This is a genomic window from Microbulbifer sp. MI-G, assembly GCF_030440425.1.
Lineage (GTDB): Bacteria > Pseudomonadota > Gammaproteobacteria > Pseudomonadales > Cellvibrionaceae > Microbulbifer > Microbulbifer spongiae.
The window spans coordinates 436,014-460,142 of sequence record NZ_CP098023.1 but is presented as its reverse complement, the minus strand read 5'-3'; the positions used below and the strand labels follow the sequence as shown (position 1 = coordinate 460,142).

General features: G+C 50.1%; 21 protein-coding genes and 1 tRNA gene. 9 read left to right on the top strand and 13 right to left on the bottom strand.

The annotated features are described in order from the left end of the window. Positions 1-45 precede the first annotated feature (45 nt). The gene (locus M8T91_RS01875; RefSeq protein ID WP_301416278.1) at positions 46-1,104 is read left to right on the top strand and encodes a type 1 glutamine amidotransferase domain-containing protein; all 1,059 of its coding nucleotides are present in this window, start codon (positions 46-48) and stop codon (positions 1,102-1,104) included. 182 nt (positions 1,105-1,286) lie between these two features. On the opposite strand, the gene folK is transcribed toward M8T91_RS01875, so the two are convergent. Genes folK through tsaD form a run of 3 tightly spaced genes read right to left on the bottom strand, consistent with a single transcriptional unit; the run spans position 1,287 to position 3,252 of the window. Continuing rightward, the gene (gene folK, locus M8T91_RS01870) at positions 1,287-1,784 is read right to left on the bottom strand and encodes a 2-amino-4-hydroxy-6-hydroxymethyldihydropteridine diphosphokinase (protein WP_301416276.1); all 498 of its coding nucleotides are present in this window, start codon (positions 1,782-1,784) and stop codon (positions 1,287-1,289) included. Positions 1,785-1,786: 2 nt separating this feature from the next. Continuing rightward, on the bottom strand, positions 1,787-2,176 hold the full coding sequence (folB, locus tag M8T91_RS01865; RefSeq protein ID WP_301416274.1) for a dihydroneopterin aldolase: 390 nt from the start codon (positions 2,174-2,176) through the stop codon (positions 1,787-1,789). Positions 2,177-2,217: 41 nt separating this feature from the next. Continuing rightward, positions 2,218-3,252: a tRNA (adenosine(37)-N6)-threonylcarbamoyltransferase complex transferase subunit TsaD gene (gene tsaD / locus M8T91_RS01860; RefSeq protein WP_301418986.1), complete on the bottom strand. Its 1,035-nt coding sequence runs from the start codon at positions 3,250-3,252 to the stop codon at positions 2,218-2,220. A 174-nt stretch (positions 3,253-3,426) separates the two neighbouring features. On the opposite strand from tsaD, the gene rpsU reads away from it, so the two are divergent. The 6 genes from rpsU (at position 3,427) to M8T91_RS01830 (ending at position 9,198) form a co-directional block, all read left to right on the top strand. Next, entirely contained in the window at positions 3,427-3,642 is a 216-nt protein-coding gene (rpsU, locus tag M8T91_RS01855; protein WP_043319591.1) for a 30S ribosomal protein S21, read from the top strand. 203 nt (positions 3,643-3,845) lie between these two features. Then, positions 3,846-4,292, top strand: coding sequence for a GatB/YqeY domain-containing protein (locus M8T91_RS01850; protein WP_301416271.1), 447 nt, complete (start codon positions 3,846-3,848; stop codon positions 4,290-4,292). A 19-nt stretch (positions 4,293-4,311) separates the two neighbouring features. Then, entirely contained in the window at positions 4,312-6,270 is a 1,959-nt protein-coding gene (gene dnaG, locus M8T91_RS01845) for a DNA primase (protein WP_301416268.1), read from the top strand. 200 nt (positions 6,271-6,470) lie between these two features. Next, positions 6,471-8,294 carry an RNA polymerase sigma factor RpoD gene (gene rpoD / locus M8T91_RS01840; RefSeq protein WP_301416266.1) on the top strand — a complete coding sequence of 608 codons (1,824 nt, stop codon included), beginning with the start codon at positions 6,471-6,473 and terminating at the stop codon, positions 8,292-8,294. Between the two features lie 91 nt (positions 8,295-8,385). Further along, positions 8,386-8,775, top strand: coding sequence for a diacylglycerol kinase (locus tag M8T91_RS01835; RefSeq protein ID WP_301416264.1), 390 nt, complete (start codon positions 8,386-8,388; stop codon positions 8,773-8,775). 346 nt (positions 8,776-9,121) lie between these two features. Then, positions 9,122-9,198: transfer RNA gene (locus tag M8T91_RS01830), tRNA-Ile, on the top strand. 530 nt (positions 9,199-9,728) lie between these two features. Here the strand turns inward: M8T91_RS01830 and M8T91_RS01825 are convergent. From M8T91_RS01825 to M8T91_RS01795, 6 genes are all read right to left on the bottom strand, one after another. Then, positions 9,729-10,373: a hypothetical protein gene (locus tag M8T91_RS01825; RefSeq protein ID WP_301416262.1), complete on the bottom strand. Its 645-nt coding sequence runs from the start codon at positions 10,371-10,373 to the stop codon at positions 9,729-9,731. Positions 10,374-11,439: 1,066 nt separating this feature from the next. Then, a complete protein-coding gene (locus M8T91_RS01820) occupies positions 11,440-11,769 on the bottom strand; it encodes a hypothetical protein (RefSeq protein WP_301416260.1) in 330 nt (109 codons plus the stop codon). Positions 11,770-11,831: 62 nt separating this feature from the next. Then, entirely contained in the window at positions 11,832-12,401 is a 570-nt protein-coding gene (locus M8T91_RS01815; protein ID WP_301416258.1) for a hypothetical protein, read from the bottom strand. A gap of 588 nt (positions 12,402-12,989) precedes the next feature. Next, positions 12,990-14,441, bottom strand: a complete 1,452-nt coding sequence (locus M8T91_RS01805) for a nicotinate phosphoribosyltransferase (RefSeq protein ID WP_301416256.1) — start codon at positions 14,439-14,441, stop codon at positions 12,990-12,992. Between the two features lie 92 nt (positions 14,442-14,533). After that, positions 14,534-15,598 carry a bifunctional nicotinamide-nucleotide adenylyltransferase/Nudix hydroxylase gene (locus M8T91_RS01800; RefSeq protein ID WP_301416255.1) on the bottom strand — a complete coding sequence of 355 codons (1,065 nt, stop codon included), beginning with the start codon at positions 15,596-15,598 and terminating at the stop codon, positions 14,534-14,536. Positions 15,599-15,766: 168 nt separating this feature from the next. Next, on the bottom strand, positions 15,767-16,930 hold the full coding sequence (locus tag M8T91_RS01795; protein WP_301416254.1) for a hypothetical protein: 1,164 nt from the start codon (positions 16,928-16,930) through the stop codon (positions 15,767-15,769). 125 nt (positions 16,931-17,055) lie between these two features. Here M8T91_RS01795 and M8T91_RS01790 point away from each other — a divergent pair, with 125 nt between their 5' ends. Continuing rightward, the gene (locus M8T91_RS01790; RefSeq protein WP_301416252.1) at positions 17,056-17,793 is read left to right on the top strand and encodes an NUDIX hydrolase; all 738 of its coding nucleotides are present in this window, start codon (positions 17,056-17,058) and stop codon (positions 17,791-17,793) included. Positions 17,794-17,903: 110 nt separating this feature from the next. Here M8T91_RS01790 and M8T91_RS01785 read toward each other — a convergent pair whose 3' ends face one another. The 4 genes from M8T91_RS01785 to M8T91_RS01770 form a co-directional block, all read right to left on the bottom strand. Further along, positions 17,904-19,703 (bottom strand): sensor histidine kinase, encoded by a 1,800-nt coding sequence (locus tag M8T91_RS01785; RefSeq protein WP_301416250.1) that lies wholly within the window; start codon positions 19,701-19,703, stop codon positions 17,904-17,906. Between the two features lie 30 nt (positions 19,704-19,733). Then, the gene (locus M8T91_RS01780; protein ID WP_301416248.1) at positions 19,734-20,393 is read right to left on the bottom strand and encodes a response regulator; all 660 of its coding nucleotides are present in this window, start codon (positions 20,391-20,393) and stop codon (positions 19,734-19,736) included. Between the two features lie 390 nt (positions 20,394-20,783). Beyond that, positions 20,784-21,017, bottom strand: coding sequence for a hypothetical protein (locus M8T91_RS01775; protein ID WP_301416246.1), 234 nt, complete (start codon positions 21,015-21,017; stop codon positions 20,784-20,786). Positions 21,018-21,238: 221 nt separating this feature from the next. After that, positions 21,239-21,979 (bottom strand): hypothetical protein, encoded by a 741-nt coding sequence (locus tag M8T91_RS01770; protein ID WP_301416244.1) that lies wholly within the window; start codon positions 21,977-21,979, stop codon positions 21,239-21,241. Positions 21,980-23,210: 1,231 nt separating this feature from the next. Here M8T91_RS01770 and M8T91_RS01765 point away from each other — a divergent pair. Continuing rightward, on the top strand, positions 23,211-23,948 hold the full coding sequence (locus M8T91_RS01765) for a hypothetical protein (RefSeq protein WP_301416242.1): 738 nt from the start codon (positions 23,211-23,213) through the stop codon (positions 23,946-23,948). Positions 23,949-24,129 lie beyond the last annotated feature (181 nt).

Sequence of the window (24,129 nt, the reverse complement as noted above, 5' to 3'; positions counted from 1 at the left end):
TAACCCGCAAGATTCACCATTTTCGCTACGTTTTTGGAGATCGGCATGTTGAAGAAACTCCTTATTGCGCTCGCTGTCATTTGTGGCACCTGCTTCACTTTTATTGTCTGGATTCAGAGCCTGGTTCCCCCACTGGAACAGGACTTTTCCAATACAACACGCGGTGAACTGCACTATTTGCAACAAAGGCCCGATATCAAACGGGGCAAAGTGCTGGCTGTAGTCACGAGCACAGGGGTGATGGGTGACTCCGCCAAACCCACCGGCTATGAGTTGACCGAACTGGCCCGCCCTTACTACGTATTTACAGCCAATGGGTTTACTGTGGATATTGCCAGCCCCAAAGGGGGCAAACCACCTGCGGTCATTGATCAAGACGATATGGGGCCTTTCGATTACGCCTTTCTCAATGATCGGGAGGCACAGCAAAAGGCAAATCACAGTCTTCCCATTGATCAGGTATCCGCCGGGGACTACCAGGCCATATTTTTTGTCGGCGGCAAGGGCACCATGTTTGATTTTCCCGACAATACCGATATCCAGGCTCTGGTTCGGGACTTCCATAAAAACGGCAAGGTCATTGGTGCCGTTTGTCATGGACCGGCAGCGCTCGCCAACGTCACCCTGGACAGTGGCGAGCCACTGATTGCCGGCCGCCAAATCAGCGCTTTCACCAATGAAGAAGAGCTGTTTCTGATTCCCGACGCCGCACAGCGGTTTCCCTTTCTGCTGGAAGATCGCCTGCGCGAGCAGGGTGCAGTTTTTCAGGGCGGACCCGCCTATCTGGCGCAGGTCAGTGTGGATGGCCAACTCATTACCGGCCAGAACCCCTGGTCCACCTGGCTGGCAGCTGAGAGTATGGTAAAAGCCATGGGGTATACACCGGTTCCCCGCCAGGTAACCCCAGCGGAGCAAACTGTCTCGTTGCTGCTGGCCTATGAACAGCAGGGCTATAAAAAGGCCAGAGAAAAATTGCGGCAGCTTCGCGATAGGGGGGATCTCGACCGGCGCCTGCTGGCTATGCACGGCGTGGTATCCGCCATGCGCTGGGAGCCCGGCAAGACCCTGGACATTATCCGGCTGTTATCCAACAGTCAGGAATAGAAAAAACCAGCCAAGGGCGTTATGGCCAACCCTACCGATCGAGGCGAGTTGACTCGGTGCATGGACAATCAGGGTTTCGAGCGGGACGCTGTTGGCCGCGCACCACTAGACCAAAGATTTTTAGGATGCCTACAAAAATAAAAAAGCACCCTGCGGCTGCTTTTTAAGTTTCTCTGGCAAGCTCACCATTCAGGCCAAGTAAACTCCACCGGCCACAGCTTCTGCGAAGCCCGATCGTATTCGTCCCACAACTGGCGGAAAGTCTTCTCCTCGATCGGGTGAACGGCTTGCGGGGCTATCTCTGCCAAAGGCTGTAATACAAAGGCATTTTTTACGATCTCACCCCGCGGCAGCTTTACCCCATCGACGGTGCCTGCGAGGTTATCATAGGTGAGGATATCGATATCCAGGGTGCGCGCACTGAACTTCGGCCCCGCGCGCAGGCGGCCATTGGCATCCTCGATGCCGCGCAGGCAGAGTGCCAGCTGCCCCACCGGCAGACTTGTACGCAGACCCACCACCAGATTGTAAAAGTTATCCCCCTGGAATCCCACCGCCTCACTCTCGAAAACACGGGATACCTGTAACTCGCCAAACTGTGCGGCCAGCGCCGCCAGCGCTGCGCGGATATGTTGCGCACGATTGACATTACTGCCGAGGCTGAGATACACCTGAGCCACGTTTACACTCCCGCAGACATTGCAGCTGCACCTTTTGCCGGCCTCTCGCCGCGCTCAATGATGACACCCACATCCCGGGAACCGCGCACAGCTCCGGGCTTGGATAAACGCAGGCGCAGCCAGACCACGGCAAACTCGTTTCGCACGATGGCAGCGGCCTGCTCCGCCATGGTTTCCACCAGCAGGAACTCACTGCTCTCAATAAAGGCGATCAAGCGCTTGGCCACCGCCTTATAGTTGAGTGTGTACTCGATATTATCTGTGCGCGCCGCTTCGCTGATATCGAAAGCCATCTCCAGGTCGACACTGACGGTCTGGCGCACCTCCCGCTCCCAGTCATAGATACCGATAATGGTATCCACCTTTAAATCCCGTATATAAACAATATCCATCTATCAGCTCCTTTCATTGTACTGCCGGAGCGGCTGTCTTTTTATAGTGCGGTCTTGGACAATTCGGCCATGGGCCAGCGCGGACGCACATCCACCGCCAAACCTGTTTGCGCACCCGCCTGCAGGCGCAGGCTGCCCGCATAGGCGATCATAGCGCCATTATCGGTACAGAATTCATGGCGAGGGTAGCAGACACTGACACCGTCTTTACGCAGGCTCATTGTCAGGCGCTCGCGCAAGTGCTTATTGGCGGAAACCCCGCCGGCAATCACCAGTGTTTTGTACCCGGACGCCTTGACCGCGCGACGGCATTTAATCACCAGGGTATCCACCACGGCCTCCTGGAATGCCGCGGCAATATCCGCGCAGGTCTGTTCATCCGGCAGGCCATCTTCATGGGCATGCTGGCGCACGGTGGTCAGGGTATAGGTTTTCAAACCTGAGAAACTAAAGTCCAGACCCGGGCGATCAGTCATAGGACGCGGGAAAGTGAAACGCTTGGGATCGCCTTTCTCGGCCAGGGCTGCCAGGCGCGGGCCACCGGGGTAATCCAGGTCAAGCATCTTGGCCGCCTTGTCGAAGGCCTCACCGGCAGCGTCATCCACAGACTCCCCCATCAGGGTATAGTCACCGAGACCGCGCACTTCTACTAATTGGGTGTGGCCACCGGAAACCAGCAGGGCCACAAAGGGAAAAGCGGGCGGATTCTCCTCCAGCATCGGGGCCAATAGGTGGCCCTCCATATGGTGCACCGCCACCGCGGGTATGCCCCAGCCATAGGCCAGGGCCCGGCCGGTACAGGCCCCCACCATCAGGGCGCCGACCAGGCCGGGGCCGGCAGTGTAGGCCACGCCGTCCAGGTTCGAGGGTGTGGTATCCGTCTTTGCCATGACCTGGCGCACCAAAGGCAGCAGTTTGCGCACATGATCGCGACTCGCCAGTTCGGGGACGACACCACCATACTCTGCGTGCAAGGCCACCTGGCTGAACAGTGCGTGGCCGAGCAGACCGGATTCTGAGTCGTAGATAGCGACGCCAGTCTCATCACAGGAAGTTTCAATACCGAGAACGCGCACTTGACCCCACACTCGTTACCCTTATTTAAGTGGGGTTATGATACTGGAAAATGGGGTTGCGATCCCGCAGGGGAGTGTTTAGAATTTGCGCCCTCGCTGTGAACCGGCCACCGGACACAACTGCGGGAGTGTTGCCGGAACGGCCGAGTGAAATGAATTTTAACAGGTATCCTAATGCCCTCTGTACGAATCAAAGACAACGAACCCTTCGATATCGCCCTGCGCCGCTTCAAGCGCTCCTGTGAAAAGGCAGGCGTACTGTCTGAAGTGCGTCGTCGCGAGTTCTACGAGAAGCCGACCTCAGTGCGCAAGCGCAAAGCCGCTGCCGCTGTAAAGCGCCACGCCAAGAAGCTTCAGCGGGAAAACCGCAAGTTCCAGCGCCTCTACTAAGCGCCTAAGCGCCGCCCCAGGCAGTATTCCGCCTGCTGCAGCGAGACGCTGCATGGGCCATGCACCCCGAGGGGTGCTCCACAAACGGTGTGCGAGTGATACTCGCATGCCGTTTTTCGTTTTCTCAGCCGCATTCTCCCCCGGCCACGGACGCGCTATCCTTAGCACCCAGCATCTCTAATCGCAATCCCGGAACACCCACTATGAGCACTCTCAAGGACACCCTGACCCAGGCCACCAAAGACGCAATGAAAGCGCGTAAAAAGGAGCGCCTGGCCACACTGCGCCTGATCAACGCCGAGATCAAGCGGGTAGAAGTGGATGAGCGCATCGACCTGGACGACGCCCGCATCCTCGCCCTGCTGGACAAAATGATCAAGCAGCGCCGCGATTCCATTACCCAATTTGAGAAGGCCGGTCGCGCCGAGCTAGCGGCGGTTGAGCAGGCCGAGATCGAGGTGATACAGGAGTTTCTGCCCAGGCAGTTGAGCGAAGCCGAGATCAACGAAATCGTCACTTCCGCCGTTCAGGATACCGGCGCCAGCGGCATGGCGGATATGGGCAAGGTCATCGCCCAGGTGAAACCGCAGGTGCAGGGCCGCGCGGATATGGGCGCGGTGAGCAAACTGGTCAAAGCCCAGCTGGCCTGATCCCGAAACGGAGAGCGCCGTGGCCAGCAGGATCCCCCAGCACTTTATCGACGATCTGCTCGCCCGGGCAGATATCGTCGAGTTGGTGGACAGCCGGGTCAAACTGCGCAAAACCGGCAAGAACTACGCCGCCTGCTGCCCCTTCCACGACGAGAAGACCCCGTCTTTTACCGTGAGTCCGGACAAGCAGTTCTACTATTGTTTTGGCTGTGGTGCCAACGGCAACGCCATCGGCTTCTTGATGGAGTACGACCGCCTTCCCTTCCCCGAGGCGGTGGAAAAGCTGGCGGCAACACGCGGCCTCGAAGTACCCCGCGAGCAACCGGCGCCGGGCCGGGAGAAGCGCCAGCAGGAAAGCCAGCCCCTCTACCAGCTCACAGAAAAAGCCGCCGACTACTACCGCGAACAGTTGCGCAGTCATCCCGCCGCCGGCAACGCCGTGGCTTATCTGCGCAATCGCGGCCTGTCTGGCGAGATTGCCCGCGATTTCGGTATCGGCCTGGCGCCGCCGGGCTGGGACAATTTGCTAAACGCTCTGGCGAACTCTGCGCAGAAAGCCGAGCAACTGGCGCTGGCCGGCCTGGCCATTCGCCGCCGGGACAACGATGGCAACACCAAAGCCGGTGCACGGCACCACTACGACCGCTTCCGCAACCGCATTATTTTTCCGATCCGCGACCAGCGCGGCCGCACTATTGCCTTTGGCGGGCGGGTGCTGGGGGACGAAAAGCCCAAGTACCTGAACTCGCCGGAAACCCCGATCTTTCACAAGGGCCGCGAACTCTACGGCCTGTGGGAGGCGCACCAGGCCAACCGCAATCTGGACCGCCTGATTGTGGTAGAGGGCTATATGGATGTGGTGGCGCTGGCGCAGTTCGGTATCCGCTGCGCGGTGGCCACCCTGGGCACCGCCTGTGGCGAGGAACATATCCAGTTGGCTTTCCGCCACGCCACCGAGCTGCTGTTTTGCTTTGATGGCGATCGAGCCGGCCGCGCCGCCGCCCGCCGCGCGCTGGAATCCGCCCTGCCACAGATGCAGGACGGGCGCAGCCTGCGCTTTCTGCTGCTGCCAGAGGGGGAAGACCCGGACACCTTGGTGCGCCAACTGGGCGGGGAACGCTTCCAGCAATTGATGGAAGCGCAGGCCCTGCCACTGGAAGATTTCCTCTTCGACCTGCTCAGCGAGGACATCAACCTGCAGACCATGGACGGCCGCGCGCGCCTGTCCAAGCTGGCCGCGCCCCTGCTGGATCTGCTGCCGGAAGGGGTCTACCGCCAGTTGATGTTTCAGCAGCTGGCCTCGCGCACCGGTCTCGATAAGGAGACTCTGCAGGAAGTGATCCGCGCAGAAAAAGCGCGCAACACCCAAGCCCAGCAGCCCCGGCACACCGCCAGCGGACAGGCACCCGTGGCGTCGCAAGAATCCAGTCAGGATATCCAGCACGGAACATCACCGCAGCCCTGGCCAGCGGAGGACACGCCCTATCTTGAACCAGAAGGGGACAGCCCGCGCCGCAGAGGCCAGTACCACCTGCCGCCGGAACGCATGTTGATTGCCCTGCTCCTGCACCACCCGCAGCTGTGCGCCCAGGTCGGGGATCTGGAGCGCTTTCGCGCGAGCAGCGATCCCGACCTGGTGCTGTTCTCTCAGTTGGTGGCGCTGCTCAGGGACCGCCCCGAATACAACCTGAACCAGTTGCTCGGTTACTGGCGCGCCCATCACGGAGCCGACGCCTGCGACATCCTGGCCAGACTCGCCATGTCCCCGCTGGTGTCCGGCATTCACCAGTTGGCTCAGGGCGACAGCAATCTGGAGTACGACCCCCACATGGAGTTCAGTGACTGCCTGAAACGCCTGGAGGAGTCCGCCAGCAGGCAGCGCAACCGCGACCTGCTGGCCCAGTTGAAAAGCGGCGCCCAGCTCAGCCCCGAAGAGCAGCTGGCGCTGTTGGCCAATTGGCGAAAAAAACACAATTAATCTGCACTATGCCCTTGAAAACTGCAGGCTGAACACTATATTCACACACCCCCACCCGCGGACGGGATCGGGAGCCACAAGCACCCCAAACCGCACACCAATGCTGTCACTTGACAGCCAGAGTGGTTATTGCTAATGCAAATACGCTATAATCCCGCGTCTTTGTCCCGTATTTTCATCCCAAGAATTCAGGGTTGTGCATGACCGACAAAACCCAACAGCAGACCTCCCGCATCAAGGATCTGATCGCCCGCGGCAAAGAGCAGGGCTATCTCACCTATGCCGAGGTAAATGATCACCTGCCGGAAGACATCTCCGATCCCGATCAGGTGGAAGACATTATTGGCATGATCAACGATATGGGCATCAAGGTCTTCGAAAAGGCTCCCGATGCCGAAGAATTGTTGATGGCCGAAGGCGACAGCTCCGCCGATGAGATCGCCGCCGCAGAAGCCGCCGCCGCACTGGCCGCGGTGGAGTCCGATGTGGGCCGCACCACCGATCCGGTACGTATGTACATGCGCGAAATGGGCACCGTTGAGCTGCTCACGCGCGAGGGCGAGATCGCCATTGCCAAGCGTATCGAAGAGGGCCTGCGGGAACTGATGGCCGCTCTCGCCTACTGGCCCGGCGCCGTTCAGCAGATCATTGACGAGTACGCCCTGATCGGGAAAGAAGAGCGCCGTGTTCCGGACGTGATCGCCGGTTGGCTCGATCCCGCCGAAGATGTTCCCCCTGGGGCCCAGGCCGGCCAGGCCGCGGAGGCCACCAGCGATACAGAAACGACGGACGAGGAAGAGGAAAACATTGGCGGCATCGATCCCGAAGAGCTGGCCGAGCGTATGGGTGCCCTGATAGCGGCAAAAAAAGCCGCCGATGCCGCAATAGAAGCCCATGGCCGCAGCTCCAAGGAGGCCGGAAAGGCCCTGGAAGCCGTCGGTGAAGTTTTCCGCTACTTCAAACTGGCACCGCGCCAGTTCGACCCCCTTTATGGCGAGGTACGCTACATTCTCGACAGTGTGCGCGAGCAGGAGCGCCTCGTTATGAGTCTGTGTATCAAGCGTGCCCGCATGCCGCGCAAGACCTTTGTGAAGGAATTCCCCGGCAACGAGACCAACGAAGGCTGGATTCCTGCGGTCATCAAGAAAAAGCGCGATTACTCAGACGCCCTGCGCCACGTAGTGGACGACATCATCCGCGCCCAGCGCAAACTGGCCCTGTGCCAGGAACGCGCCGGCCTCGATATCGGCCAGATCAAGGAAATCAACCGCCGCATGTCTATCGGCGAAGCCCGCTCGCGCCGTGCCAAGAAGGAAATGGTGGAAGCCAACCTTCGCCTGGTGATCTCTATCGCCAAGAAGTACACCAATCGCGGCCTGCAGTTCCTGGACCTGATCCAGGAGGGCAATATCGGCCTGATGAAGGCGGTGGACAAGTTCGAATACCGCCGCGGCTACAAATTCTCCACCTACGCCACCTGGTGGATTCGCCAGGCCATTACCCGTTCCATCGCAGACCAGGCGCGCACCATCCGCATCCCGGTGCACATGATTGAGACCATCAACAAGCTCAACCGCATCAGCCGCCAGATGCTGCAGGAAATGGGCCGCGAACCCACACCGGAAGAGCTGGGCGAGCGTATGGAAATGCCCGAGGATAAGGTGCGCAAGGTTCTCAAGATCGCCAAGGAACCCATTTCCATGGAAACGCCCATCGGTGACGATGAGGACTCGCACCTGGGCGATTTTATCGAAGATCAGAACCAGTCCTCACCGGTGGACACCGCCACCCAGACCGGCCTGCACGACGCCACCCGCTCGGTGCTTTCCGGCCTGACCGCGCGGGAAGCCAAGGTACTGCGCATGCGCTTCGGTATCGACATGAACACAGACCACACCCTGGAAGAGGTGGGCAAACAGTTTGACGTAACCCGCGAACGCATCCGCCAGATCGAGGCCAAGGCGCTGCGCAAGCTGCGACACCCGTCCCGATCGGAACACCTGCGCAGCTTCCTCGACGAGTAAGCGCCAGTCAAAGGCCCGGTTCCGACCGGGCCTTTGACTATGGCACAATCACAACTGTCCGCGAGGGGGCTGGGGATTCCTGGAGAGCACCATGCAAGAAGAATTCGCCAATAAACCGGGCAAGAAAGGCATTGCACGCTTGATCAATGCCACCGACTACTCCGTGCAGGGCCTGATCGCCGCCTGGCGCAGCGAGGAAGCTTTCCGCCTGGAAGTGATCCTCGTTCTCTTGCTGGTACCATTCGCCCTATGGGTTGGTGAAACACCCGCTGAGCGGGCGATTCTGATCGCCGCTACCCTGCTGGTACTTCCCCTGGAGCTGATCAACAGCGCCATAGAAGCTACCGTGGATCGCATTGGCCCAGAGCGGCACCCTTTGGCAAAGATGGCAAAAGATACCGGCTCCGCCGCCGTCGCCATTACCCTGTTGCTGGCCTTTTTGGTGTGGTGCTGCATATTGCTGCCAAAGCTGTCGCTCTGAAATAGAACGCACATACCAATAGTCACCCACCTCCCGAAAATACCGGCGTACCGGCGGCATAACGCTTGTCGGGACAGGGAAGCAAGAAGAGGAAGCGGAGATTTTCTGTTCTTAGCAAGCACCCACCCCAAAATACACATCCCTTCAGCGAGGCAATAAACCAAGCCCCGGACAATACCATCAGCAACCCCGCATACAGGAAAATCCTTGCAACAAAGGCATTGATTTAAAAAGGGAAATCGAGTACTTTGCCTGCCGTTTGCTACAATCTGTGCAAGCGGTGTTGTATGCGCATCCGCATCGCCCTGCATGGACTGGATACGGAAACGGTTATCATAGTGAAAATGGGCCTTTAGCTCAGTTGGTTAGAGCACCCGACTCATAATCGGTAGGTCCCCAGTTCAAGTCTGGGAAGGCCCACCATTTTCATTAGCATTGCATCCAATATAGTATTGAAACCATAATGTGGCCGCTTTGGCCAGGTTATGCTTACATAGGTAAGCAAACTTGGCCGCACATTACTCGCTTGTACTTGTAGAAAATATCACTACCTCTTAACTCTTCTCTGGCCCAAGACTTCCCCTATCAGCTCCTTTAAAACTTATACGTCCCCGCCTCTCCTAGCTCAGCATCCTCCTACCAAACAAAAACTGCTCACCTATGCCCGAAGAGCATTTACAGAACGAGAAAGCCTAAAACCATGGCACTGAAAGTCACATAAAATGCCCTATAAGACATGTTTGCAACAGAACCATCACAGTTAAGTCGGGTTCGCCGGACTTACACGTACTCTCTCACCATCAAATACCTCCACTATCAAGGAATGCGAGTCCTTTTATGTGTTGAGTTCCCTTCTGAACAACCCTTTGAATGGTGAGGTAATTCCACCGAAATTGATCGAGTTTGAAAGCGAAATATCGTGGCGTCTGGCGATAAATTCTAAATTTAAGATATTAATTCCCAAAAGTCCGAAAATAATCATTTTTTAGCTCGGAAATGTGAGCCGTATCTCGCCCAACAGCCAGGCCACCCCCTAAGGTCGACGATGGAACCCGTGAGCTGGGTAAGCAAAATGCGCTTTCTTGACCATAATTCTGCCAGGGCCAAAACTCGGCTCCGCCAGATTTAATAACCTTGCTTCCTTCGATGTTTACATTATCGTACATTCTTTTTTCACATTCACCCCTGGCTTGAAACTCTGACAAAGTCCAGGTAAAGAAAAAAAGACACCTTAAACCATTCTCTGTTTTAGGGGAGCTTTCAGTATCTAATGACATCCAGTCATCAATAACTTTGACATCTGCAAGAGAATCTCCCCAAGGAAACAAAGCAGAATACGATTTCATCAAATACTCAATTTGGAGTTCATTCGCTATTCGGTAGTTATAAAAACTCGAAAAGTTCTCAAGATCATCATATGTCATATGGAAAGCATCATTATCTTCAAGCATTTCATTTTCAACAGCAATCTTATTTTTCGATTGAGAATTGAATTGCTTAACTTGCTTTAGGGAAATTGGTGAGGCAGAAACTAAAAACCCTTCACATAGCTGCTCATCGATCTTCATTGCCTCAATCGAATGATAGATGTCAGGCAAATTATCATCAGCAAATTTTTTTGTTTTGCGTCATATCCAAATTCGAATACTCCACGCGGGGCCAAAAGAAACTTTACTCCGCTTCTTTCATCTATAAACATACCATTCTCTTTATATTTAACTTATTCGTGGATTACTTGGACCATACATGAAAATTTATCCTGCATCTTTTACCTTATATATGATCGTCACATTTTTTCTTTGCAAATTCCCGCATAAACTTGTGAAAAATGTTTGGATGTGTACGTTTTCTTGATCCACCCGATGACAAATCACCCTGCATTGATTATGTCACCTTTCATGGATTTTGGTTCAAGGTGATTTAGTATTTTTTATTCTGTGTAGATTGCATACTGATTTGGAATCCTATTGTTCAAAGTACCTTTGGTACCCGGCTATCCACTAAGTTCACGGCCAGCCCCTTTCAGAATTTCGTTTTTCGAGAACCATTGCCTATTAGGTCCATGACCTTCTGCAAGCCCCAATACATCCACTGCAGTGGTTGGATCGTCCACACACCCTCTAATCCTCAATTCCCCCTGTATCCCTGTCAGAGCAGGCGGCATATACTGTGTAGTTTGAGGATCACAGCATTGGAAGCAGTTGTCATAAAGCCCGGCTTCCTCATCTGCCCATTGGCCCTGGAACCTTATCGGGCAAAAGAAAGGGTCCGGGTCAACACAGGCTTTGAGAGCAAGTGAACCGTGAACTCCGTGATCTAAACTGCCAAACACATTGGTGCCGTAGATCGGATTGCCCTTCTCATCGTACTCCTGAAACGGCACCTGTACACCAACTCTGTTCTCATTGTCACCTCGCCACAAGCGGCGCAACTGGCCCCATGTGGTATAATCTGCCGCCTAGACAGGCGCCCCGGTTTCGCTCAGGATCTCATGTAGTGTGCCCAGGTGATCATTGGCCACATAGCATAGCCGGTCACCTTGCCGGCGGTCTATTGACACGAAGGAGCCCGGATCAAAATGTCATTCCACATCAGTATATTTGGCTCTTGCTCATTGGATGGTTAAAGCTAAATTATCATCAACAAGACGGATGCATAGCATTATTATTTTTTAATATAATCAAGTGCAACGTCAAGCAATTCCTCAAATGCCTTCTGATTGCATGTCCAAATCACGCAAGCTGAACTCTCTGAATCGGATAAAAGAAATTGATTTATATTTGGATTGTGACGATCTAAATATTCCAATATGCCATCCTCTAACTTAAATCCATTTTGATTATTAGAAATTGATAATTGGAAGGAAACTTTTTCCTCACTTTGATATTGGACTTTTTCGATTATTATCTCGACACCTCCAATGCTTTTTTCCCAGAATTCATGCTTTTCTATGTACTCTTTGATCGGATCTGGTATTCCATATTTATTCATCATTCTTTACCTAACAACCCCCCTGGAACCTTATCGGTAGAAAACACTACCAGACTACGAACTCTCTATCTTCTTCGCTTAGTTTCATCGAAGCAACAAGGAAGCTCCTTATAGTCAATTAAAAATATTGACTTGGGCACCATCTCACAAAACTGTTCACTACATATAAGCATTGTCGGCTCAGCGATATCCCAGCCAAATAAAAAATTTTGCTTAGTTGTAATAACATGATTTTCATATTTAAATTTCTTGAGGTATGGCCAAAAATGGTTTGGAGTTGTATCCCGGTCAATTATTTTTAATTCATAATTGCTCTCTACTGTAACAAAATTTCCTATTATTTTTTTTGAGTTAGTATTCAATACACAATCATAAAAATCCATTTTCTGTATATTTAAACTATTTATGTGATTAACTATTCTCCGTGATAATACCAATAGCCCTGAATGTGTCTTTAACAAATCCAAGCTTAAAAGCTGGTCAACAGAAATATCTTTCAGGAAACTGTCAGCATTGAACTCTCCATCATAGCCCCTTTTCCTTCCCCGAACGACTTCATGTGCTTGCTCATCATCCGTTTCTACAAGTCTAGCTTGGGGATGACTATTGAAACTTGAACACAAACAATAATACATCAGTCACAACACCATTTGCATCGATTTTCTCTGTTAAGCGTAGCGAAGGAATCAACGTCCGAATAATATATAAATTGGACATATTAACCTGGCGCAGGCGAGTAGAAAGTCTGCTAAACATTGCTTCGCCACCGAACAAGGGTGCACAGTCCCCATTCCTATCGTGATCTTGAGAAAATTATGCAAGAACACGGGGTGACTGTGGATCACGCCACATTCAATCGGTGGGTTGTCAAACACTCCTCTAAAATATTCAGCCGCTGCCACTCTCGACGGAATTGAAGCGGCACACATGATCCGAAAAGGGCAACTGAGGCAGGCTGACATACCAACCTATCGCCAGTTTATGGCGCTCGCTGGGTAACTGCGTCCAGATCATAGGTGTATTTCGGCCAAACGCAAAGTTTGCGACAGCCCCCCCTGCACACCATCAGTCGGCGCGGCAAAGGTGACAAGCTTTGAACAAGCGACGCTCCATTCATTTGCAAGAGCCAGCACAACGACCTGCAGGTCGACCATCTTGGGCTACGTTTCCACAACCACTTACAAAGCCTCGCTCACCAGATCATCGAAGCTATTGCACAGATATTACCCGAGATCGGGGCTGTGTAACTCCGCATCAGCCTCTTCTGTTGACTCAGTAGCAATGGCACTGACTAAAGCATTGGCGCGCACCTGGTCAAAATTGAACTCTCTCACGAGCTGTCCGTTTTTGAAGACGGTTTGCAGTAAGTTTACCCGCTGTCCAAGATCCAGTTCACGGATGGTCCTTACTTCGCCCCGATTGTTTTTCACGACTGCCAAAATCCCTTTCTTGGAACGCTTGCCCCGATCAGTGACAGGATCTTTGTAAACATCGCGCCAGATTCCTTTGACTTTAGCGGCAGAGGTCTTCATGGCAAACTGCATTGTGTCGCGACTGACCTTTTGAAGAAGCGCTCCGCCCATACCAAAAGCAATATTGTCGGCGCTTTGCTTGCGCTGCTTCATTGCCTCAAGGATTGCCACGATCGTTTGCTGGGAGATACCATCACCCTGAATAACCCGGATACAGTCAGGCAGCACCCGGTAGCCTTTGTTATTCACGGTACAACCGAATTTTTTCATCAGACGCTCAATGGTTTCGATAACGATGGCCACTGGCTCGCCGCTATCTGGGCGAACAACCAGAGTTCCCCCGGTGGCTACAACTCTGCCTCTCAGCGCATCGCCCCAAATGTTGTCGATGGCATTCCAGAGATCGTAAGAATCACTCACTACTGCTACCAGCTTTCCCGGGCCTGCGAACTGGCCCAACATGTTGGCGTAGGCCGCAGCCTCGTTATCCCGCCCCCAGGCGGTAATCGTGCTGTGTTCTGCAGCGGGAATAGAAAACCCGGCCATCTCGGCACCGTAGTAGCGCCTTGCCGCCATGATGGCACTGATGGTGTCAGTTCCCTGGAAGTTCACCAGGTGTGCTGCACCGCCTATGGCTGCGGCCTCTTCGGTGGTTGCACCGCGCGCACCAAAATCGTGAAGCTTGAAGTCAATCCCTTCGATTGCCTCACAGGTTTCCATCATGTAGCCCTGGATAATCTGCCGGCAATTCCAGGATACCGTGGCCACGGTTGTGGGGTACCACACAGCGCGCAGCAGGGCCGTTTCTACATAGCTGGTTAACCAGGCACACTGCGGGTCGGTGTTAATCACCTGCACCATGGCGTTCTGTACGGGGACCACCATCCCCTCTGGGATCGCCTGAATCTCAATCGGCAGGTAGCCACCACAAGTGTCCACAATGTAACGCCAGCCAGTCTCATGGAAAGGTACACCGTGAGCTTCAAACACCGCCCTGGCCTCATCAATGTCGTCATTGGTAATGGGCTTTGACAGATATTCCTTGATAAACATCTGAAGTCCAAAGAACACGGCGTGTTTAAATTGACCGCCCCGCGCCTCGATATAGCTGGAGAACTGCGTGGTGCCCTGCGGATACTGCAGATAATGGGATGCCTTGTAAGAATCGGCATTCAAGATGAGGTTGCGATTTGCAATGGTCATGACGGAAATCCTCCGGTCATTGTTGAAGGAGTCGGGTCTTTCCCTTCTCCTTGTTTTTCTCCCTTACGTATTCCTGCTGGGAGAAAGTTTTTCTACATCCCGGTCATCTCCTGAATGATGAAGTAGTGGTCTTCAAAGATCTGGGTGGGGTCCAAGTCAGCCAGTGGTACCCACATCGTGTGCCTGGCAGCATCACTGCCCTTCACTTTGGGGAGTTCCCTGTTGGGCTCAAGCTCAATGTAAAAGGCATGAGTGATGGTCCTGCCCCTGCCCGAGCGATGCGGATCATCGAAAACCTCCCGGCCTTTGATGGAGCCTTTCAGTACCGGCGTAGGCACCTTTAAGCGAGCCTTTTCTCGCAATTCCCTTAAACAGGCGTCGACCAATTTCTCACCTGAGCCTACAAAACCTCCAGGCAAGGCCAATAAGCCTTTTCCGGGTCGTGCTTTGCGTTCAACCATCAGGACATGGCCACTCTGAACGACGACGGCATCAACGGTAACGAAAGTCGGCTTATAAGGTGCTGCCTCCCAGGCCCGCTTGTACTTTGCGACAAAGTCTTGCTCACCTTTTACTTCGGCAAAAGCCCCGGTCTCACAAAAGGCAAGCAACTCCCGCTGGACATTGGCAGGTAATACACCTTCAGCTTCCCCAAGGACGTACTTATTCCCTTCGGCAAAGATCGCCTCACGAATGGGGGTAGCGCTAAGCCCCTTGAAGTTCTCTACTTCAACGGCACCCCACTGAGGGAACAGGTTGAGATAATAAGAGCTTTGATCCTTGCTGTGGCCAATCAAGCCCAACTTGGGCTGACGGTGCGGCACCCCGTGATGCGCAGTGACCATGCCATTGATGGTTACCTGTACATTTCTTACCCAGGATTCTTCGTTGTAAATGATGTCCATCAATGGGGCAATGTGGATACGGGCATTATCTAGGTCCTGCACAGCGCCACGGATCATGGCCTCCCGCTCAGCTATCGTCCAAGGGTTGCGGACAGATCTGGGCTGGTGGGCGGAGCCACACAATATGATTATTTGCTCTGCCTGGACCAATCCCGCCTCAATGACAGCAAGATGCCCCAGGTGGAACGGTTGGAAGCGGCCGATAAAGACCAGGAAATCGAATGGCTTATGAGTTGCATGATGAACCGGCATGTCAGCAAACCCCTTGCTGTTATTCCCCCTTCTCTTATGCAGAGAAAAGCTGAAACGCAGCCCAGTCTATCCAGGCCCGTACTCTCGCCAGCGTTCGCAGGCCAGCGGCGGCTAACCAGGTGAACCCCACCCATTGGTGTGCCTGAACGCATAGTGGCTTAGAGCCACTTATATGTCAAGCACTTCTTCAGCCGCTTCTATTAAACCGATTTTCACCGACTCCCGAACCGGCTTTGGCGACAGGATGACATGCGCATTGGGGCTCCAATCTGCTGTCAGGTTGCCATTGGCATGCATGACCAGCTTATAGACAATATCACTTCTGTGTAAACGGCTCATAGTGGAATAATCGGCCGCTTCGAATGTAACGGGCACCGCCCCCCTCCACCTAAGCACAAGATTCCAGAAGTAGTATCCGAGGGTTGCAGACACCGTCTCCCAGTGCTCGCCCCCCTTATCAGACAGGTTCAAATCCAGCAGCAGTCTTGTAATATCAACTCGATGGCTCTGAATATACCGCTCTGTACCATTTTGAATATGCGCCTCGCTCAGCTTGGAAAATTCTCGAAAAATAACCTCTCTTACCTTAAGTCGTTGAGCAAACTCCAGGTACTCTTCAAGCTTTTCAAGGGAATCTATCCCACCAATCTGGGGAATACAAACCAGTCGAGCGTCGAATTCGTCAGCAATTTCAGCGACTACTTCCTCGAAAATGCGCGTATCCCCGATAGACTCAAACTGGCGAAATCGCATGATTGCATCATTCTCTTTTTGAATATGACTATGCCGAGAAAACTCAATTCGGTGTAAACCAAACTTTTTGAATGCCATCTTCAGGCGAATGCGCTGAGCTTGATCAGCAAACCCAGCCCCGTTTGAGTAAAGTATCTTTTCTGGATAATCATACCCCTGATATTGCGCATATCGATTGAGCACATCCAAGACTTGAACCAGCCAGTCCGGATTATCTGTCGACTCCAAGCCAGACAGAGAGATACCAAAAGGGACTCCTGCCAGTTCTTCTAACACATTTTCCAGGTTTTCAAAGTATTTTTCCCCTGGCCTTAACAATGATGACGCTTGGTGCAAAGCCCCGGCAGAGCGAAGATTCTCCGAACAGAACTGGCATCTCGCTGAACAGGGTTTGACTGAGGCATAAGGCGTAAAAGTAACAGGCAAGGCCAGTTTGAGCGTACGCCCATCATTCAAAAGGTGCTGAACAATGTTTTTTTCCGGGTAAGAGCGATAACTTACGGGAACATTCTTCGCTTGTAATATATCGGCAACAGCCTTTGGGAAAGAAGCACCGAGACCATTCTCATCAGCAGACAAACCTAAAATCCCCAATATTACTCATGAAATCCGGCAACGATTCAATACAACTTTATTTTTTGACAAAGTGGCACAATGCCACTAACATAGCAATAAAAATAGACCAATGCAACCGCAGAGTATCCATGTCAAAAGTTGATTCTGAGAAAGCGTTCTTAAAAAATTACAATATTCATGACTTCGATGTCCCGCTGACATCCGTGGACATGGCGATTTTCACGGTAAGAGACGCACAACTTCAGGTACTGCTTGTAAAACGCGCCCAACACCCAGCCATGGGCCAATGGGCACTACCAGGTGGATTTATTGATTTGAAACACGATAAAACACTATCTGATACTGCGCGGCGCAAGTTGCTGGAGAAGACCGGGATTGATACTCCCTATCTCGAGCAGGTGGAAACGTTTGGTAGCAAAGCCCGCGATCCTAGAGGCTGGTCGGTCACCGTTGCCTATTTGGCGCTTATCGCCAGTGAGGATATCAGCCTCAGCAGGGACGAAAGCTCGGAAGAAGTAACGTGGGTCCCGGTCAACAAGGTAAAGAAACCGTACAAACTGGCATTCGACCACGGCAAGATTCTTGGAATCTGCCACGAACGATTAAAGAACAAAGTGCAGTACACATCACTGCCTGTCAACTTGCTACCAACAGAATTTACCCTGACCGAGCTACAGCAAACCTTCGAAACCGTGCTGGGCAATTCCGTAGAAAAGAAATCATTCCGGCGCCGGATTCTGGTTGCAGATATTCTCGAGGAAACAGGAGAGATGAAATCGGGCAGCAATCGCCCAGCCAAGCTCTATCGGGTAAAGCCAGATAGCCGAACCCACTTCTTCGCCAGAACTATTGAAGGACCAAGGTAAACAAAGATAGTCCTCTCCTATTTCTTGGCGAGATTGGAAAATAACGGATAATATAATCCCCCCCTTAATGACAATAGAGTTTTCGGTTAATATATGAATTCAAGATATTCTCAACAGCCCGCTAGAGGACACATAAGTTGCACTCGAGTACCGGTCAATTTTGAACTTATAATTTGCAAACTTCCCTTCAGATTTTCAGCACGCTCATGGAGAATATTTATCCCTCTACCTGCCAGTTGACCATTAAACCCCCTTCCATTGTCAGATAGGGTAAGATATAGCGCAGGACAACCTGTACTTTCAATATAATCGATTTCCGCCAAAAATTTTAACTTGCTCGCCCCAGAATGCTTGATGACATTTGTTATACTCTCCTGGATAATTCTCAATATATTCAGTGCCTTATCAGCATCAAGCACGTATCTCTCATTTATGCTATTCGTCCACATCAATTCAATACCACAGGCTTTGAGTCTAGGCTCATAGCGTTGTCGAAAACAAATTAGGAATAGGCCAAGGTCATTCATATCTTCGTCAAGGGAATCGATAATAATTCTTAGATCATCAATCGAGTGCTGCAGCAAATCAATGATCAATTTAGGGTTAATGTTCCCCAAGCGCAGGCTATTAACGGCCGAAATCAAATGTCCTATTGCACCATCATGTAAGTTCTGCATAATGCGCTTACGCTCTCTTGAGATAAGGTTGAATTTATCTTGACGAAAACGCTGTGCATTCTTAAAAATTAGATTTTTAAAAGTACGCTTCACATGGTATTGATACAGCAGTAATCGTTGGTAACGTAGTATTAATAATATTAAAAATACAACAATAAAAATAAACCCTGCATGATGCAAATAATACTGCCTGGATTGCTCAACCCAAAAATTCACTATCGCATAGTCATGTGCTCCGACACTTAAAATCAATAGAAAACAACCGGATAAGCAAATTCTCTCCTGAAATAACAGATTGCGACTGAAGGTTAATCGAATTAGATTATAGATACCGATCAATAGAGCAAATCCTATCCATATTTTACCTGCAATAAGATGGTAATAGTCTGACCTTATGTATAAAAGCCAAGCAGCTACAATACTTAAAAATACGTTTAAGGTGTTGACTCCCACCTCCAAAATCGGAACTTTTATTTTGATAAATCTGTGGGTAAACACGATTCCGATAGAAACGAACCAAACTACGCAGGCGGTTAGTAGAAATGACCAAATCCAATATGGCATGAATCCCGGAAGAGCCATTAAACGCAAAGTTGTGTGGCTGGCCCACAAGGCGACGACTAGCGAGAACCAACCATATACGCTATTCTTTCTTCGCTGAACCCAGAATACCATCATTAGCAGTGAGAATACCCACAAAATGATACAGCTTATTTGTGGTATCGTTACATTGAGTAATTGATGAGTACGATAAGCTGGGAGTAGTTTTTCCGGCGTAGCAATGTAGAACGGGCTAAGCAAGGCTGTTCGGCTCCCCAACTTCATTTGGATATACAAGGTTGGTATGGAATTGCATTCGCCTTGTGGAAGACTCAAAAACACCGGTGTATTCCAGTTGGGTAATACAAAGCTGCTATGCGGAGTTTCACCAATTAAACGATCATGAATAAAAAGTCTTATTCCCCATTTCTGTTTTGGAATAAATATTGCTTGCAAGGAACTGCAAGTATCGTTTTTAGGCTGCACTCTAAACCAAATATTGACATTTGCTTTTTCTATTTTAAATAGCCTTGGGAGCTTTTCGAACTGCCAGGCCGACCCAAGTTCAGAGGGGATATCACCGGGGCTATACTGCCATGACACCTGCTCAAATTTGTACAAATCTCCCAGGCCATCCAGATTATCGATAGCCAGCATCAATCCCCAAAAAATAACTGGCAGTAAAAGCATCACTACCAGTACCCCAGCTTTTGAATTCATTAATTAGACACGGATAATACCCTGTTTTTGTGCCTCAAACACAGCTTCACAACGTGAGGATACCTGCATTTTGCAGTATATATTTTTAATGTGTGAAGCCACAGTATGATAACTCAGCTTCAAGAGTTCAGCCACTTCCGGACAGTTGTAACCGCGTGCAATAAATTCCAAAATTTCTTTCTCCCTCTTTGTAATAATCCGGAGATCGGTTCCAGATGGATCGGGATCACCTTGTTGTAATGCCTGTATTAGATAGTGCGCGATGCGGGAACTAATATGAGAACGCCCTGAAAGAACATCATTTAAAATATTGAGAATATCATTCCCTAAGGCATCTTTTAAAAGGTAACTGCAAGCACCAGATTTTATCGCTGCCAACACTGTTTCCTTATCCTCAAACACCGTGCTGACAACACAGAGGGTCTCATTTGAACCGCAAGTGAGACTTTTAATCGCATCCAAACCATTACCGTCTGGTAGTCCTATGTCTACTATGCACATTGAGAACTTCATCGTATCAATCAACCTATAGGCAGATTTGAGATCGCTCACAGCAAACAAACTTTGACACCACGAAGCACCCCGGATAATATCGCACAAGTAACGCTGAAATTGATAATCATCTTCAATGATTAACACACTAATACCCGCTTGTATCGGCACACTCCTGATCCTCTCTATTTGGCTTTACTCAAGGGGATATAGCTCGATCTGCTATATGAACACCTGTAATATCTGTTTGGTCTTTCCCCTACTACCTGATGCTATTCTTGAATCCGATTCCGTTGATTTCCCTCCCACTTCATAATTTAAGAGGCTGCATCTGTCCCATTTACTTTATTAGTGGGTACCCAAGAAAACTGCCAACAGTTTTGTGTGTCGTCTGAATCCTTGTCTCCTGAACCCAAATGTCTTGTAATGCTTCCCTTCGATGACATCTTTTTAAATAGTACTGTTTAACAATCCACAACTTTATCTGTTGAAGCAAAAATACTATCTGTCATGTCGCCATCCGCTCGGGAAAATACCACCGGGATTGATCACTCCGCCGCCCTACCACTGTAAAATGATAGCGTGAGCTTGCGTAGCGAGTAACACGCGGGCGAAGACCAAGGCGATGACTGGATTCAATCGCACGGATGGCGGCGTAAACCCCAATTGTTTTTTAGATAGACTGAAATATTTAGGGTAGGGTTTGTGCTCTCGCCAGAAGGTAACCGTAGCAGGACTGCTGGCATAGTGCCCGGAAAACAGCGATAACAATTCGGTGTGGGTTCGATTGTTCATGAAGTACTCCTTATAAAAAGAGAGCACACTATGGTATATCGACTGACTTGGGGAGGGTGGGATTGGTTAGGCAGTTATAAACCATTTATATCCTCAATAAATTGACTCAGTAATCCCTCCTTTTATAGCGGCATGTCGTGGAATAAATGCCCGGAATGGCATGAAAAGTGAATACTTCAAGCCAAGCCGGGTTAACCACCAGCATATAACAACGGGGAGGATCAATCCCAATCAGCTCTTATATCATAGATCCCTGATTCAACCGGATCAATCTGTAGCCACCAATCGTAGCCAGCACAACTGTTACACCGCCAATGGTAATTGTAACCCTCGGGGACATAGTAATCTTCAAAGGCAGTCTGCCAATTGTTTGATCCAGCAGTTCGATACTTAATAAATATACGGGTGTAATCAGTACTACTTTGTACGCATATACCTAATCTAATCCTGTTAGTATTGTAACGACGCCACATAAAATAGTCGCTCACAAAAAGGTTTAAAAAAGCGACATTATCCAGCTCATTGTGGTAATCATAACCCGTGCTGGAATCGTCGAACCCTATAAGAGGCACATCGTCTGGACAATTCTCCATATCTTTCGCATGAAAGATTCTATCATTGTTTTCTGTGATGGTTTCGGCCAACCATACGCCACTGGTGCTGGCGCCATACAGTTTATGCATAATCTCCGGAGTCTCATGATTGTTATTCAAAGTGCGATACAACTCCAAGGGATTCAATGCATCCGCATCCACATTGGTCAGTGTACGAGTGCCTATCAACCCAATTTCTAATACTCCCATATCCTGTATTTGACCATTATCGTCAGTCAGTGCGATAAATTGAAACTCTTGGGTATTTCCGAACTTAACTGTATCAATCACCTTCGAATTGGCCTGAACGTAAAGACCAAGAGACAGCAGACTCACAATTAATATAATCCTGCCTTTTAATTGTAGCATTTTTTCATCCTCGATTATCGTTTAAAGCTTTTGAGCAAGTCTCAGCAATAGTATGAGGATGGATTTCTCAGTATAAAATCCCCAATTTTAGGGATGAAATACGCTAATTTATTGTGTATATGGAAAAGTTGCTGGGTACTTTGTTGATTGATCTTATCAGATCAATCAATCTTTTTTCACACTACATCCGATATAATCATTCAGCGGAAATTACAACGTGAAATACAGAATCATCAACGCTTTTCTGTTTCTCCAACGGGGCGACATGAAAATAGTATACCGGCACTCAACACCATTCTTTAAATGGCCGAGTATGGCTGTTATGGCGAGATCTACCTGAAAAATTTGAACGTCGTCACGACTTCTACATGCTTTTGAATCGTTTGGCCAAGTAAGGGGCGCGGCCAGCATCTTTCTGGATCTCCACTACAAGGATGTGATCAATATCCAGGTCTATTATATCTCTCTTAATTTCACGACTGTAAATGTGTATCCAGACGACATTGGTGCTTTCAAAAACGGTCCTAAATCTTTCGGTAAATCACGAGCAGGCCGAGCCAGCGAGATTCATTTGCTTACAATTAAGCATAACCGCATCGTTGTATTTTCTCTGCCCTGGGAGCCGGCTTGGGAGGTGCCGGGAGACCGAAAATTGCTTAAAACCCCTAAGAAATGTGGCTGAGAGGAGGCCAAAATGATCATAGACATGCCTGCGAATGTAATGAAACCAGGCAACTGGTATTTGAACTGGAAAGGAGGCCTGTCTCGCCATCAATAAGTGGCCTATTGAGTACCTGGGAATATGACAGAAAGACGTGTAAGAAGCAGAATGAAGCGGGTAGATTGTTTCGGCGCCTGAGAGACTCAGGAAGTATTTTGTCTCACTTTACAAGCTGGATGTCATCATCAGGTTTTTCATGCACTTTGCGTCAATTATCGATATTTTAATTAGCGAGAAATGGTTTAGATAAGTTAAATACGCCGCCAAATAGTTAATACTTCCGCTACTCAGGTTGATTATCTTTTTCTGTGGGAGGTCGATAGATAAATCGGTAGTACCGACAGCAGCTCCCCCTGCTGAAATCTTGATAAGATACATCAAATCTTTTTTACGCCCATACCAAAACCAAACCTATTTCATCCCCAAATTCAGGGATATTGTTCCAGGAGGGTCATCATCATAATACTGCTGAGGTCAATTCAAAGCCCTCAATCATTGGAGGAAAGGAAAATGATTTATTGTCAAAGTAAAGCTATCGCACTCGCAGGATTGTTATCCCTCGGCCTATGTGCCCAGGCGGATTCCAAGGTGCTTGATACTGTCAAGTTTGATAATGGTAAAGAGTTTCAATTTATCGCACTGACTAACAATGGTCAGGTACAAGATATCGGCGTTTTAGAATCTGGACCAGTTGGCACTCGGTCCTTGGCGGACATGGGTGCAGGTGACTTGAATCCTTTGGATCTTTATTATGCGTTGACTGAAAATCGGGAGGCACCGGAGGTTATGCGTAAGCTATATAGCGCCAGTGTCGGAAGTGCCTGGTTGGCTGAAGCATTCAAAGAAAATAGCGACATAACGTTTCCCACTGCGATTTTAGCGCCTTGCGAGGATAATTGGTTTCTCGCTCGATTCGGTGATTTACAGGTTGGCTATGATCATCACGATGGTCCCGATAATGGCGCTTATTTAAATACTCACATCGGCAGTTATTTCTGGTGGCGTCGTCATAATATTGACAAGGTGCATATAGGCGTATGCGTACAGAGCAGCAACGATTACACCCATGTATTTTTTAAATATCGAACTGCTGGCTCAAATACTTGGCAGACTGCCTTTGAGAACTACTATGTCCCCCAGGGTTACTATTACCACTGGCGGTGTAACAGCTGTACTGGCTACGATTGGTGGCAAGAACATGATCCGGTCAAATCCGGCATTTATGATATAGGGGCTGATTGGAGTTGATTCTTCGCCTGATACATAAAAAATACCCGCTCTGAATCAATCCATATCAGAGCGGGTTGTAGAACTGGCAGAGAATTTGATGAGGCTTGATGGGCACTAATAGATATATTCGTTATAGGTGTAAAAAGTTATCACTTTGTCAAATAGGTTGTCGAAGGCGAGTACGGTGTTCAAGACTGAG